The 12,583-nt window shown below is 47.8% G+C and carries 19 protein-coding genes and 1 tRNA gene; 3 read left to right on the top strand and 17 right to left on the bottom strand.

The annotated features are described in order from the left end of the window. Window positions 1–28 precede the first annotated feature (28 nt). The 3 genes from gpmI to BCY86_RS09035 all read left to right on the top strand — a co-directional run bounded on the left by gpmI (window position 29) and on the right by BCY86_RS09035 (window position 2,623). Window positions 29–1,594, top strand: a complete 1,566-nt coding sequence (gpmI, locus tag BCY86_RS09025; protein WP_075277436.1) for a 2,3-bisphosphoglycerate-independent phosphoglycerate mutase — start codon at window positions 29–31, stop codon at window positions 1,592–1,594. Window positions 1,595–1,703: 109 nt separating this feature from the next. Continuing rightward, window positions 1,704–2,492, top strand: a complete 789-nt coding sequence (locus BCY86_RS09030; protein ID WP_075277677.1) for a Stp1/IreP family PP2C-type Ser/Thr phosphatase — start codon at window positions 1,704–1,706, stop codon at window positions 2,490–2,492. Window positions 2,493–2,552: 60 nt separating this feature from the next. Continuing rightward, window positions 2,553–2,623: transfer RNA gene (locus tag BCY86_RS09035), tRNA-Gln, on the top strand. A gap of 57 nt (window positions 2,624–2,680) precedes the next feature. Here BCY86_RS09035 and BCY86_RS09040 read toward each other — a convergent pair. The 17 genes from BCY86_RS09040 to BCY86_RS09130 all read right to left on the bottom strand — a co-directional run bounded on the left by BCY86_RS09040 (window position 2,681) and on the right by BCY86_RS09130 (window position 12,375). Beyond that, window positions 2,681–2,941 (bottom strand): hypothetical protein, encoded by a 261-nt coding sequence (locus BCY86_RS09040; protein WP_075277437.1) that lies wholly within the window; start codon window positions 2,939–2,941, stop codon window positions 2,681–2,683. Between the two features lie 188 nt (window positions 2,942–3,129). Next, entirely contained in the window at window positions 3,130–3,519 is a 390-nt protein-coding gene (locus BCY86_RS09045) for a hypothetical protein (RefSeq protein WP_216636019.1), read from the bottom strand. Between the two features lie 352 nt (window positions 3,520–3,871). Beyond that, entirely contained in the window at window positions 3,872–4,351 is a 480-nt protein-coding gene (locus BCY86_RS09055; RefSeq protein ID WP_156865204.1) for a hypothetical protein, read from the bottom strand. 279 nt (window positions 4,352–4,630) lie between these two features. Next, the gene (locus tag BCY86_RS09060; protein ID WP_156865205.1) at window positions 4,631–4,828 is read right to left on the bottom strand and encodes a hypothetical protein; all 198 of its coding nucleotides are present in this window, start codon (window positions 4,826–4,828) and stop codon (window positions 4,631–4,633) included. A gap of 591 nt (window positions 4,829–5,419) precedes the next feature. Continuing rightward, a complete protein-coding gene (locus BCY86_RS09065; RefSeq protein ID WP_156865206.1) occupies window positions 5,420–5,638 on the bottom strand; it encodes a hypothetical protein in 219 nt (72 codons plus the stop codon). A 423-nt stretch (window positions 5,639–6,061) separates the two neighbouring features. Continuing rightward, entirely contained in the window at window positions 6,062–6,292 is a 231-nt protein-coding gene (locus tag BCY86_RS09985; protein ID WP_156865207.1) for a hypothetical protein, read from the bottom strand. Between the two features lie 374 nt (window positions 6,293–6,666). Next, the gene (locus tag BCY86_RS09080) at window positions 6,667–7,077 is read right to left on the bottom strand and encodes a hypothetical protein (protein WP_075277445.1); all 411 of its coding nucleotides are present in this window, start codon (window positions 7,075–7,077) and stop codon (window positions 6,667–6,669) included. Window positions 7,078–7,643: 566 nt separating this feature from the next. Further along, window positions 7,644–7,832 (bottom strand): hypothetical protein, encoded by a 189-nt coding sequence (locus BCY86_RS09090; protein ID WP_075277447.1) that lies wholly within the window; start codon window positions 7,830–7,832, stop codon window positions 7,644–7,646. 799 nt (window positions 7,833–8,631) lie between these two features. Further along, window positions 8,632–8,853, bottom strand: coding sequence for a flagellar motor protein MotB (locus BCY86_RS09100; RefSeq protein ID WP_075277449.1), 222 nt, complete (start codon window positions 8,851–8,853; stop codon window positions 8,632–8,634). 97 nt (window positions 8,854–8,950) lie between these two features. Further along, window positions 8,951–9,079, bottom strand: coding sequence for a hypothetical protein (locus BCY86_RS10890; RefSeq protein ID WP_172824854.1), 129 nt, complete (start codon window positions 9,077–9,079; stop codon window positions 8,951–8,953). A gap of 17 nt (window positions 9,080–9,096) precedes the next feature. Continuing rightward, on the bottom strand, window positions 9,097–9,555 hold the full coding sequence (locus tag BCY86_RS09990) for a hypothetical protein (RefSeq protein WP_156865209.1): 459 nt from the start codon (window positions 9,553–9,555) through the stop codon (window positions 9,097–9,099). Between the two features lie 181 nt (window positions 9,556–9,736). Then, complete coding sequence (locus tag BCY86_RS09110) at window positions 9,737–9,970, bottom strand: hypothetical protein (protein ID WP_075277451.1); 234 nt, start codon at window positions 9,968–9,970, stop codon at window positions 9,737–9,739. Between the two features lie 52 nt (window positions 9,971–10,022). Next, the gene (locus tag BCY86_RS09115) at window positions 10,023–10,538 is read right to left on the bottom strand and encodes a hypothetical protein (protein WP_075277452.1); all 516 of its coding nucleotides are present in this window, start codon (window positions 10,536–10,538) and stop codon (window positions 10,023–10,025) included. A 71-nt stretch (window positions 10,539–10,609) separates the two neighbouring features. Next, on the bottom strand, window positions 10,610–10,774 hold the full coding sequence (locus BCY86_RS09995; RefSeq protein ID WP_156865210.1) for a hypothetical protein: 165 nt from the start codon (window positions 10,772–10,774) through the stop codon (window positions 10,610–10,612). A 138-nt stretch (window positions 10,775–10,912) separates the two neighbouring features. Beyond that, entirely contained in the window at window positions 10,913–11,149 is a 237-nt protein-coding gene (locus BCY86_RS09120; RefSeq protein ID WP_075277453.1) for a hypothetical protein, read from the bottom strand. Between the two features lie 164 nt (window positions 11,150–11,313). Next, window positions 11,314–11,634: a hypothetical protein gene (locus BCY86_RS09125; protein WP_156865211.1), complete on the bottom strand. Its 321-nt coding sequence runs from the start codon at window positions 11,632–11,634 to the stop codon at window positions 11,314–11,316. Window positions 11,635–12,021: 387 nt separating this feature from the next. Then, window positions 12,022–12,375: a hypothetical protein gene (locus BCY86_RS09130; protein WP_156865212.1), complete on the bottom strand. Its 354-nt coding sequence runs from the start codon at window positions 12,373–12,375 to the stop codon at window positions 12,022–12,024. Between the last annotated feature and the right edge of the window lie 208 nt (window positions 12,376–12,583).

The following is a 12,583-nucleotide window of genomic DNA, read 5'->3' on the forward strand; positions in this document are numbered from 1 at the left end:
GCGGTCTCACGATATATAATCACTTTCGATGAATACCCCAAGCCAATTGCTTCCTCCACCTCCACGCCCACTCCTTCTACTTATACTAGATGGATTTGGGGAAAGGAAAGAACGCGAAAACAATGCAGTGCACTTGGCGCATACACCCAACCTCGATAGCCTTTTTGCCCGATACCCTTCTACACTGCTTGGAGCCAGCGGACCAGATGTAGGACTCCCCACTGGACAGATCGGAAACAGCGAAGTGGGACACCTAACGATAGGCGCCGGGCGCGTCATGCATACGGATATCTGTCGCATCGACCAGGCCATCACCAATGGATCCTTCGCCAACAGTCCAGTGCTCCAGAATCTCCTTCACCAAGCGCATAATGTCCATCGTGAACTCCATATTTTCGGACTGGTATCTGACGGGAAAGTCCACAGTGCATTAGAACATCTTTTCTTTCTGATCGAGCGCGCTGCTTCTCAGGCTGTCGCTGTGGTGGTGCACGCATTTCTTGACGGACGCGATGTCCCTCCAAAATCAGCTCTGAAATACATCCAAGCGCTCGAAAACAAACTCGAAGGGAAAGGTCGAATTGGTTCGATATCAGGCCGTTACTACGCGATGGATCGCGATCACAGATGGCAGCGAATTCACCAAGCTTATCAAGCGATTGTGCATGGGCAAGGGATGCGATTTCCCACTGCTATCCAAGGGATCAAAGCGAGCTATGACACTGGGAAAACTGACGAATTTGTAGAACCTTTCGTCGTTGGGACGTATCAGGGGGTACAAGCAGAAGGGATAGGATTCCATTTTAATTTCCGACCAGATCGAGCGCGTCAGCTCACAGAAGCCCTTGCGATCCAACCCTTCAACAGATTTCCACGGACCCCCCTCGAACACCCCCCCTTTCCTCACTATGCTTGTATGACCACTTACGATGCCTCTTTCGGCCTCCCTATCGTTTTCCCCAAAGAGAACCCCACTGACATTTTCCCAGAGGTGATCGCGCGTCATGGGCTCCAGCAATTGCGATGTGCTGAAACAGAAAAATACGCTCACGTGACCTACTTCTTCAACGGAGGCCGAGAAAAGCACTTTGAACGGGAAGAACGTATACTTATCCCTTCTCCAACGGGCATATCTACTTATGATCAGCAACCTGCCATGAGCGCTCCCCTGATAGCCGATGCTGTCATTCATGCGATTGAAAGCGATCGATATGACTTCATCTTAGCCAACTTTGCAAACCCGGATATGGTAGGGCATACAGGTATTCTACAAGCTGCCATCGCTGCTGTAGAGAGCGTGGACCAAGCCATCGGCAGTATTGTAAACGCTGCTCAAGCAAAAAATGGAGCAGTCATTATCACCTCCGATCATGGGAATTGTGAACTGATGCTTGATGCAGAAACAGGACAGCCCCATACAGCCCACACACTCAACCCCGTCCCTTTCCTCTACATTCCCATCCCCACAAGCCATCCTCTCCCACCTTTTCGCACGGGTGGAAAGCTGTGCGATATCGCCCCTACCTTATTGACTATTTTAGGGATTGAGCAACCTCCCATCATGACAGGGCTATCTCTTTTTGTATCTTCATAAATACTTGAGTTTCTGAGCTTCCCTCTCAGAAGAGAACAGGATTATGATAGTTCCAAAGGGCCAACGAAAGTTGATTCATTTGGTCAACCCTCATAAAAAACACAAGATCATGCAAAAGGTCGTTGTAAGCAATTCAGCGCGAGTAGAAGTAGTTGCTGATACGCATGTGGGTATCAAGCGAACACACAATGAAGATTCTTTTGCTGTGGTGCAGGAAGCTGGTCTCTACATGATCACAGATGGTATGGGAGGCCATGCTTCAGGAGAGATCGCGAGTCAAATGGCTATCGAAGTGGTTCACGACTTTTTCAAAGCCACAGCTTCCGATCCAAATCGAACCTGGCCCTACAAAATGGATCGGACCAAAGCGTATGAAGAAAATCGACTGAGCGCCGCGATTCGATTAGCTAATCTGCACATCTACGAAAGAGCCCAAAGGGATCCTCAGCGCCATGGCATGGGAACAACCATCGTAGCCATGCTGTCCGCCTACAATGGAATGTACATTGCGCACGTAGGGGACTCCCGTGTTTATCGAATCCGCAATCATCAGATTCAACGGCTGACAGAAGATCACTCTCTCCTCAACGATTACATCAAAATGAATCTTATAAAAGAGGAAGAAATCGCTCTTTTCCCACACAAAAATGTAATTGTAAGGGCTCTGGGGATGAAAGAAACAGTCCACGTTGATACATGTTTCGATCGTTCTGAGACAAACGACATCTATCTTTTGTGCTCGGATGGACTCTCGGGACCGGTTTCGGATGAAGAGCTTCTCCACATCGTAGACAGCACCTCTTATCTAACGTATGCAGTTTCCCACCTTATTGAGCGAGCGAACAAAAAAGGGGGACCCGATAATATTACGGCGATCTTGGTTCGGCGCTTGGAATAGAAAAAAACATTTTTTGTATTCGCAGCGTCCCAGATGCTTGATACGATTAGGTTCTTATTTTCCGGCGTCGTCTAACGGCAGGACAGAGGATTTTGGATCCTCTTATCGGGGTTCGAATCCCTGCGCCGGAACTGTTAGGATACCCCTTTGCATCAGAATAACAGATGGGTGGTTCGCTTCCTTAAAGCTCAATCACGAGACCGATTCAATAATGCAAAAGCTTTCATTCGAAACGTTGAGTCGATAAGACGGAGCAGCAAGGACATGCTGCACACACGCACGCTGATCAAGCAGGCAGCCCTCTTGCTCAACTCCGTAGGCCCGCTCTCTTGTCCCGAAGCCACACCTGGATTGACAAAAGAGGTCCAACGAAGTGCACCAGGTTTATCCATACCTATCAAACACTGGGCAATCCGAGGGCTACGGGCCACCACTTGAAGTCGTGGCACTGATTACGCTCTTCCCGAATAAATCACGCGTGGATGAGTTTTGATCGAGACGGGGGTCTTGATCTTCTGCATCGCAATCAGCGACTGACTCCTGATTTCTGGAATCTGGTTGTACACGCTGGTTAGCCTGTGTCCGCAAGAGCCTTAAGGAGAAATGCAACTCCTTTTGGTGCTGCTTTATCTCAACACTAGGATCGCGCAGCATAATCTGAGATTCTCCAGCCAAATACAAAAGCCCCATCCGCTCCATACCCCACAGGTTCCAGAACCAGAGGACGAAAGGGAGAAGAGAGCTGCGGCACGGAAGGGATGAACGGCAATGGATCTGCTGGTGCAAGCCGAATATTGACTGCAAATGCTTCATAATAAGTGGAAAGATCACGCGTCTTACCTTTGACGGAAGTGTCCAGTTCCTTCAGTCCACCAAGCATCGTCTGAACGCAGCCTATCAATTCTTCTACCCTACAAGAACAAGTCAAATGCTGTTTTGATAATGCAGTTATCCATTCCAACAATTGGCGGATAGCTTTCAATAACGATGCATTTTTCTTGATGAATGTCTCCGTCCTCCGTTTCAAGTTTGTCCAGCAGCTGCTTGATGAAATTCAAAATTAAGGGATCCGTTTTGCATCTGTACGCAGCTGAGCCACCAGCTTGTCCCCTTTCTTCTCAGCCAACCATCTCAATCTTTCAATTCGAGCATCCAGTGATTCCCCTCTCTCTGGGAAGGTTGCAACGTTCTTCTCAAGATAACTCCGATCGACATGAAATACAGCTCTTCAGACAAAATCTTCGATAATCTGATTCCTGAGAAGGGATCAACGATTTGAGTGGATAGATTACCTATTCATTGGTTTCATAGCGAGACAACACGTAAGACAGCCAATGCCTGGCAAAGGCCAAGACGGAAGGGGCTGCTCTGGACTGCTCTCATTGGCTATTGCATAGGCGAAGGAGTGCAGGGAGTGTGCAAGAAATCCCTGAGAATTTAACCGAACGGAGCTCTTGGATAGACAAAATGTCACGCAGGGAGATAGGCCACTGTTGACGACGCACTCCAAAAGCACCAAAAGAAGAGCTGCTTTCAGGCGGATGCTCCTTCCCCATCGAGCGGACAATCCAGTCGTGCAAAGCCAGTGACCATAAGCCAGCGCCACCTCGCTCATCTTTAGTAAATCCATCCTGGCATAGATCAAGATCACCGAGAGATACCCACACAATGGAATGGAACTTTCGTTCTTCGAATGCAGTGATTCTTTGATCCACCAAACTATTCCGAAGCAGCCAAAATTTAAGTACATCCGCCTTTCGATTTTCTCGCAGAGCTAAGCGCACATTATAAAAAATAACCGCTTGATAGGAAATAGACATCGAAGGAGAGACCTGTAAGCAAGCCATGTCGGGAGACATCGATGTCCATCCAGGAAGGCGAATACGTTCAAGATTGTGCAGCTCCAACGATGATAGAGAGGGCGAGAATACTTCCTCGAGAACGTCAAAGAAACCCGCATCCTGCATTGTACCTAATACATATACTGAAGGCCACCATTGACGGAGAGAACCAGTTCAGCCGGAGGAAAAAATTTTGTTCGTATTGCAGTAACCCCTTTTAGAAGGGGATAGAACACACTCACATCGAGCTCAACGTGATTAGGATGGCCCAATCGGCAGTAGGGGGTAAGCGTGAGTTTATCTGTACTTAAGCTGCTTCAGGTAAAGAACCCAGAGAGGGCGAGCTCCCCCCATTAAACTTCCAAATGGGCTACGAATAAATCCCCCCATCTTAACAGTATTAAAATTGTTAAGTTCAATGGGGTGACCCCCTATCAGTTCAAATCCAACCTTTTCCCTTCGCCAATCAAACAACACAGCCATAGAAACAGTCACAATCGCCCTCTCTGCAAGGACTTGAAAGGACTCCCTGTATTGCACAAGCGATACTTCACCCTATTTTCCTTTAGAAATCTGTTTTGTTGTACTGATAGAGTTCAATAAAGGGGAGACTAAGTGAATCTTCGGTTGTTCCGCTATTTCGCTATTTGAGGTTTAGAAGGAAGGCTTGACTCAGCAAGAAGAACTGTCCGAGGGAAGACCAGAAGGAGACTCCAAAGAAGGACTTTATGGATCACGCAATGCATCCCCTTCATTCAAAGTTGGAAATTGTGGCCGATAGCACTAGTTTAGATAAGCCTGTTGAAAAGATGCCTTCATCTAGTAGACCTCTGCAGAATCGAAGGTTGGATGTTTACAAAAACGGAAACACTGCAAGAGCGTGTTTCTAAGCGACAACTCATCTTAATGCCATAATTTGGATCAGGAATAACGATTCTCTGAATTACAGTTCGAAACGGAACACTCAGCGAGAAAGCAGTCGCTTTTAAAGCAATAGGAGAGTCGTATTGAAGCTGAAAAAAACTGCCAAAATATTCCGAGGTCATAAGCAGGTTGAGGCGTCTGTTGATGGAACTTAGGTAAGGGCTATAAGGGTTGTGGAGTTAGTTCTGCCGCACTGCGAAAAACGACAGGAGGAAGGGTTAATCCATCCGGTATACAGTATGAAAATGCTTGGTCTGGTTCTATTGGAATCACTACACGATTAAAAAAAGCGATCACCCCGAAATCCCACACTGGGACACCTTCCGAAATCGGAGCCCGCTCCAGTGTTGCAAAACGGAGCGATTGCATCTGACCCGCCATTTCTTTTATTTTCGAATAAAATCGAGGTATTGCGCCCGCGTTGGGAGAATAATAACGTAAGCTGCTTTAATAGGTTCTGGCCTCAACTCCGAAGAATTCTATTGCAAATTACATGGATCGTTACTGAAGTCGCTGGGAGATAGAACTGAAGGGCACCATAAAACCATATTTTTAAGCGGGGCCTGATTTATCGTATGAGCATAGCTATCAAACACAAAAGCACAGGTAAGCTGTAGAGAGCTTTTACTGACCTCTGGGAAAAGAACTTGCTCCAAGGAGTACTCGATCATTTTGCCAAGCTTTCCACTTGTACCATCGTGAAGGGATAAGACAAGGACCACGTCCCCTTGAATACGGATCTGTTCAATCTGCATTCGGAAACGAGCAATAAGTTGATTTGAGAAATCAGGATCCTGCCACTGATCAATGCAGTTCTCCGGCGAGCTCCAAAGTACAGCGCAATCCCAATTGTTCTGCCTGCTCACTGCGAAGTGTAGGGAATTGATGACGTGTACGACATCGGACATGGGTATTGCTCTCATTGAAAATACCATAAATGATCAGACTCCGGTTGGCGGGGGCTGGACCCGCTCCGACGAGATTGACATCTGCTCGACCAGAAAGGGTAAGGGCACCGTCGCGGGGGCAGCGCAAGCGGATTCAGATTTTCTTCGGATGAGCTATGACGCGCAAGCTTGTACTTCCACATCGAACTGTATGACTGTAATCAACAGGCACGTGGGTGTGGACTGATCGGTACCTTTTCGCACATTGACCAGAGAACAGCTGCCAGGCACAGACCAATACGCCTCATGGCACCCACCTCAAGTGAAGATCTTCGCAAAGGATATCTGGCTACTAGCTATCAATTTCTTCATACCTGCTACCAGTTCATGGTGACCAAGACGTGCCATCCGAAGTTGTTCAGCGCGACTTTCGAATGCTTTATTGATTTGGACAACCTCTCACATGGCAAGAGGGAGTCCAGCCAAGAGTTGGTTCTGCCATATTGGATGTTCCACAGAAGATTAACCCACAAGCCCCTTGACACCGACATTTAATAACATATTAGTCCGAAGCTTTTCAGGTAGTTTCAGAAACGCATCTGGATAAAGAATGTCTTGGTACCAAAGCAGCAAGACACCACTTATCCCCTGGAACAGATTCATCGGCAACACCTTGCGATTGTCAGCTTTAATGTAATGGAAAAGAACAAACAGCGCTCCAGCTGCATCGAATTCCGAACAGCGATCGAGAATGCTGGGAAACATTATCTCAGAAGGTACCGGGATTGGCCGTCCAGAGCGGGAAGCATCCAATTCTTCAAAGACACGATTCTGCCCTTCCTTAGAAACCCAATTGGAAAACAACCATTGATGGGCCATCTGCAGTTGAAGAGCTCGTGGTAGAGCGTAAGTAACTTCATGCTGGAAATCCACGGGGGCAAGTGCAAAAAGAAGGGCTCCATATGTCGAGGAAAAAAGCTTCCGATCAAATAAACCACACCAGCACCACCGAATTCCTCACGAATACTTCGATAGATCTCGGTATCCGCTTGAGAAACAGGGATGATGCGATGGCGTGATGATTGAGCTTGCGAAAGAAAGCTGCATCGGAAAGCAGTTCCCGTTCATCCAGATGTCGAAAATACTCGGCAAATTTTACCTTCCGTACTGAAATTCACCATCTGAGGAGAAGACCAGAGACAAACGATGCTTGCATCTTTGTTCAGATCCGCCTGACTCACGCAGTCCTCCCACAGTTTCCTCTGTTCTGTGACGAATGTGGTCTCTTCATGGGAGTCCTCTAACAATCTAGCCCTAGACTTAACAGGAACTAGGAGACCATTGCCCGTCCTTTTACGAGCTTCTTGCTGTCTGGGACCTATGGATCTTGTTGTCAATTGAGCCATCAGGGTGTCTTCTTCGACCGACTCTCACCCAAGACGGTGGGATGCCCATAGAATCAGAAATACCGATTGCGTTCCAAGAACCACAGCGATCACTCATGAAAAGTAAGGTAAAAGGCCTGTCCACAATTCACGCATGGCCACATCTGCTTCCCACTTGGCAGGAGGAGTGTATGGGGATTCCACAGAAGGTTTGGGAGGTTCAGGAGGGGGCAGATTGGAGGCCCGGGGGAGCTCACCCAAGACAGGGAAGATGGGCTCAAGCACTTGATGCTCTACTGTCATTTTGAGTCATCCCCTGGATAAGACGCTGTTCAAGCCGTCTGACCAACGCTTGGACATCGCGAGGAAGAACAGAACGCTCATGTGAAAAATCGCAACGAGCCTACGTCAAATACTCCTGAGGAGGAACACTTCCTAGCCCTTCCGATTGGCCAACCCCTGGCAAGGAAGAAGAGTGCGGAACATTTAAAACGACATGGTCGCGGTAGGAACAACCTTTGGAAACACATCGATCTGGCTAACAGTCGTGGACAAGCGCAGAAGCAAATTATGTTTCCAACATCCGCAGCTCCATCAAGATAGACGGAGGTATACCCTTCTGAGGAACGAGGGAATTACTTAACTAAGTAAAGGCATTACAGGGCCAGATCAGCATCAGAAACAAAATGATATTTTCTATTATTCAACCCCCACAATCATACGACGTTGCCCGTCCCTCCGCTCTTCCAGGCTCAATTCATTCAGTTAGTCCTCAGGCAAAGGCTTCGCATCTTCGTACCTTTCTATGCGAATCCGATCACGTGCAATTCCAACATCTTCGAGCCGTTGCCTGATGACAATGGCACAGGCACTGGAAAGCTCTCAATTGGTTGCAAACGTTCCCCCCTTTAAGACGAGGGGAGTCCGTGTGTCCTTCTACCGCAGAATAGTGCTTCGATGAATAATGGGCGAGGATCTGAAGCGTGGAAGTCACGGCTGCTTCAAATTCAGGACGGATATTTGCTTTACCAGAATCGAATACAAGCTTTGAGTTAAGCGATAACTCCAGTCCATCTACTAACACTTTGATCTGGACTAAGTCCTACATCTGTGTGCTTGCGATCTGCGCATTAATCTCTTTATGAATAGAGTCCAAGCTCCCTGAACTTGGGCTATCGGAAATACTTGTCGCGATCTGCTGCATACGGCTCTTGCTCAGGTTGGCTGCCATGAGCAAAACGACAAAGAAAAGAAACAATTTGGTGATGAGATCCGCACAACTGAACAGCCAACTCTCTTCATACCCATTCAGACGCCGCCGCACGGATCAACCCACCTTTGGCTCCGCGTGAGACAGGACCCCATCGCGCGCAATTAAATCACTGACGTTCTCTTCGCAGCGCTCCAGGACCCCTAACTGATCATCGATCAATCAATATAAAAAAGTGGCTGACCGGACTCGTCAAGCCGACACCAAAAGCAACACCATAAAATGTCGACAGAAGAGCGAGTGACATCGCTGCTCCAATACTGAGATCACCAGCATTCATATTGCGGGATAGATTGATCAGCCCGGTAATGGTACCATCATGCTAAAGGCAGGGCCTAATTTAGAAAGCATTTCCCAATTGCCAATGACAGGTTGCCAGCGATAAATCCACTCCCGCTTAAACCCTTCAAACAATTTAGTAATCAATGCCCACGGGAGTCGATTCAAGAGGAGCGATACCATCTGTTTGAGAGCCGGGAAGCGGCTCTGTTCGGCGAGCAAAAGAGCTTGATTCTGCTTCCCCTCACCCCATAAGGTATAGAGTTGCTCCTGCTCGCTTTCCATTTCAGACGTTGCGCGACTAAATAATCGGATCCCTGGAATTAGCTTACGAAGGCAGAGAAACGTTCGAGGCGCAGCTGAGTAATTCAAACTGACAAAAACCGCCGCCACAGAACCGATCAAGACAACGAAAAGCGCGTGATTATCAAACGCGGGACCGTCTGGGTGTGATTGGTGCCTCGAAACCCAAACCACACAACGAATTCCAATAAAATAAACTCAATGATCTGCACGAAGAGACCTCTTACTTTTGTTTATCCCTTTCCCCCATCACTAACAGCAGCAACGCCTTGGCTCGAAGGAATTCAGGATTGGACTTAAAGTGCTGAAGAACCATCTCACACCATTCGAGCGCCAACGGATAATTCCTTAGCATTCAGGCGTGGGTAATATTAATTTCAGGAGCATTTTCATCAATGCACAATCCGTGATTTCGACACGCTCCGATCAGAGCTCTATCTGCAAGAGTAAGAGATGGGGGGACTAACCTTGTGGCAGGAATCTTTTTTACTTCCGGGCTATCTGGACTATGTTCAATGACGATCCGCTGACCAGTCAACAGAACTGGGATATCCACTTCCGTTATCAGATTACCACTATTCCATTTCACCTACTTTTTTGATATTTCATACTATCACAGTATTAATGTTTATCATGACCTGTCACCCCACAACCATATTCATAGCCTTCGGGGCTATGCGATAGTAGCAACCTCCTACACCTAACAATGGATCAAGCAGAAAGATGGAAACCTCAAGGAGATTGGCGTTGGTTTCTTTCCATTGATCCACCCAGTCCATAGAGAAATGCTGCCCTGTATAAATCCCTACACCTAACAGCGCGTGTGTAATGCTATCCCGTCTTGCAAGGCGATCGAGCTCACGTGCCAATAAGAAATTACTTTTTGTACGCTCCGAATCCGTCATTATCGGATTGATATGGTCAGCAAGAATAATTCTCCTATTTCGCAGATCAATCATTCGCAAGGCCACATCTTCCACCGTCTCATCCAGCCAAATAATGACTCGTGCAGCCTCTGCACCATCCCAGTTAGCCTCACCCAATTGAATGATTTCAGGGATCCCGAGATTGGTGGAGAGCTGCTCGAGTCGCCCCTTTTCAATATTAGGTGTGGGGGGCCATGCATGCCTCACAGGAGTAAAGACCGGCGTCGCCAAAAATCCCGATCAAAGTGGCTAAGGATTCCGTCGGATACTACGTTTTCGTCTCCTCAAATACAGGAGCAATACTAACTACGATCGCAGGTAAGATCCTTGAGAACAAGCCCCTTATCCTTGACACACATCGTCATGACTTCTTCAAGACAGGAAAGGGTATCCTGCGTAATTTCCCATCCAGCTAGAGCTACAGCAGGGTAGAGCAGTACAAAGAAAACGACGCGGTCTAGAAGCAAAACGAGACCTCCGCACTCATCGATTGAAATTTGATCAACACATCAAAGTAATCATTAATAGCCGAACGACTGTCACCGTACAGCGTAGGAACGGTTTCGAGAAAGGATCCAACCCCAATTCGACTTTTAACACGTAATTCAAAGCTTAGTTGAAACACCGCAGATGTAAATTGCGCTTCTGGCTTTTCCTCCTCCTGTTCCCCCTTCACTAGGATTCGCAGCCACCTCAAATTCATCAGCAGCATCTCGACAAACTGAAATGATAGAAACTCCAAAGAAAGCATAGAGATCTGGACTGGTAAGGGAACTGACCGATCCCAAAAGCAGACGAGTAATACGACCTCGGGCCAACCAACTTACTTGTTCTTCAGGCATCTAGCTGAAAACCAACGAAAATCAGCAGTCCATGCCCGTGCTTGAGTCACGCCTACCTCCACCCCCCTCGCAACCATACGAAAGGGAGTTGATTGTTGAATTTGTGGCTGTACGTACGAACCCCTAGACGAAGGGGGTATAAGGAAAAGGCTACGCCCCCGCAATTAGATCGAGGTACTCCTGGCGAGCCTCCACCCCACTTTTGAGGCTGGTTCCACTCGCAGCAAAGCCAGAGGAGGATATCGATGTAGACAGCGTTTTCGCATAAAGGATAGGTAAGTGAGGGTCAAGACCAGTAACCGAGCTTGCAAGACTAAAGCAACCCCCTCCACTTTGAAATCCCAGAAAAGAGCATGACGAGCTCCAGAAAAAGAAGCTGCTGGAGAGAGAGCTTCGGGTTGATCAACTCCTCGTGATACAACCGTCCCTTTCGCACCCGAGTGGATAACAAACGAAGTGCATTGAGGGTAATGCACAAGAATCATCCGAGTTCTTGGATTCTTGAGGATAAGGGAACTGAGGTGGTTCTCAATCAACGCTTGCATTCCACCACCAAAGCCAACAGAGAAACTAACTTCAGCGAGGATAAGGGGGGTATCCACATCAAAGACAGGCTGTTGAAGTCACCCGAACACAAGCTCATCGAACAGGTTGCACGCTTGGAGCTGGATTTGTGCCCAACCTCTCTCCGCAGCGTCTCGAGCTGAGCCCTCTATTCTTCTGCAACTGATGACTCAACTGAAAAACCAGAGGCCGGGAGAATAGCAAGCAACAGTCTCAAACCCATCACTTTCATTGCAACCATCTCCACTCGCCACGCGCACACAATCCCGCATGAAGTCGATTCTTATAGGGATCCAGAATCATCACGCCTAGGAAACGTCCTTTTCGGTCAGCCCCCTCTCTGCAAAATAACGCTTACAAGCAACTGAATAAGCGTCTTTTGCGGGCATGGACTGAAGCACTGAAATATCCCCCGCCGCTAGAACAGGTACTCGATTGGACACTTTGCATCCCCGTTCTACAAGCTCCGCCCTAGCTGCAATTGCGATCTTTGAGGAGACAGCAGATTCTGGATAAAATGCATCGACATACCAAGTCATCTCCTCCCACCCAGGAGTCCGAGCAACTTGAACGATCTTGCTGACTATCTTACGTAAGGCAGAAAGGATCGCATCATCGCGTCCTGGACTTGCCCCACAAGCTAGGAATCGCGCCTCGCACACGTGAGCGTATCTCTCCTAACTGACATCCTTCTAGGATTTGGCTCAGACACTCGATCAGGATACAGATCATGAACTTTTGCTTCGTCATCCAGACACACTCCAGATTCCTTGACCCTTCCTTGCTCTGAAAAATTCCCGGAGATGGATCATCTCCCACACTCTTGAAAATAGGCACCAAGGGGAGAAGCATCAAGAGTATCATCGCGAG

The organism is Pajaroellobacter abortibovis, from assembly GCF_001931505.1.
Lineage (GTDB): Bacteria > Myxococcota_A > Polyangia > Polyangiales > Polyangiaceae > Pajaroellobacter > Pajaroellobacter abortibovis.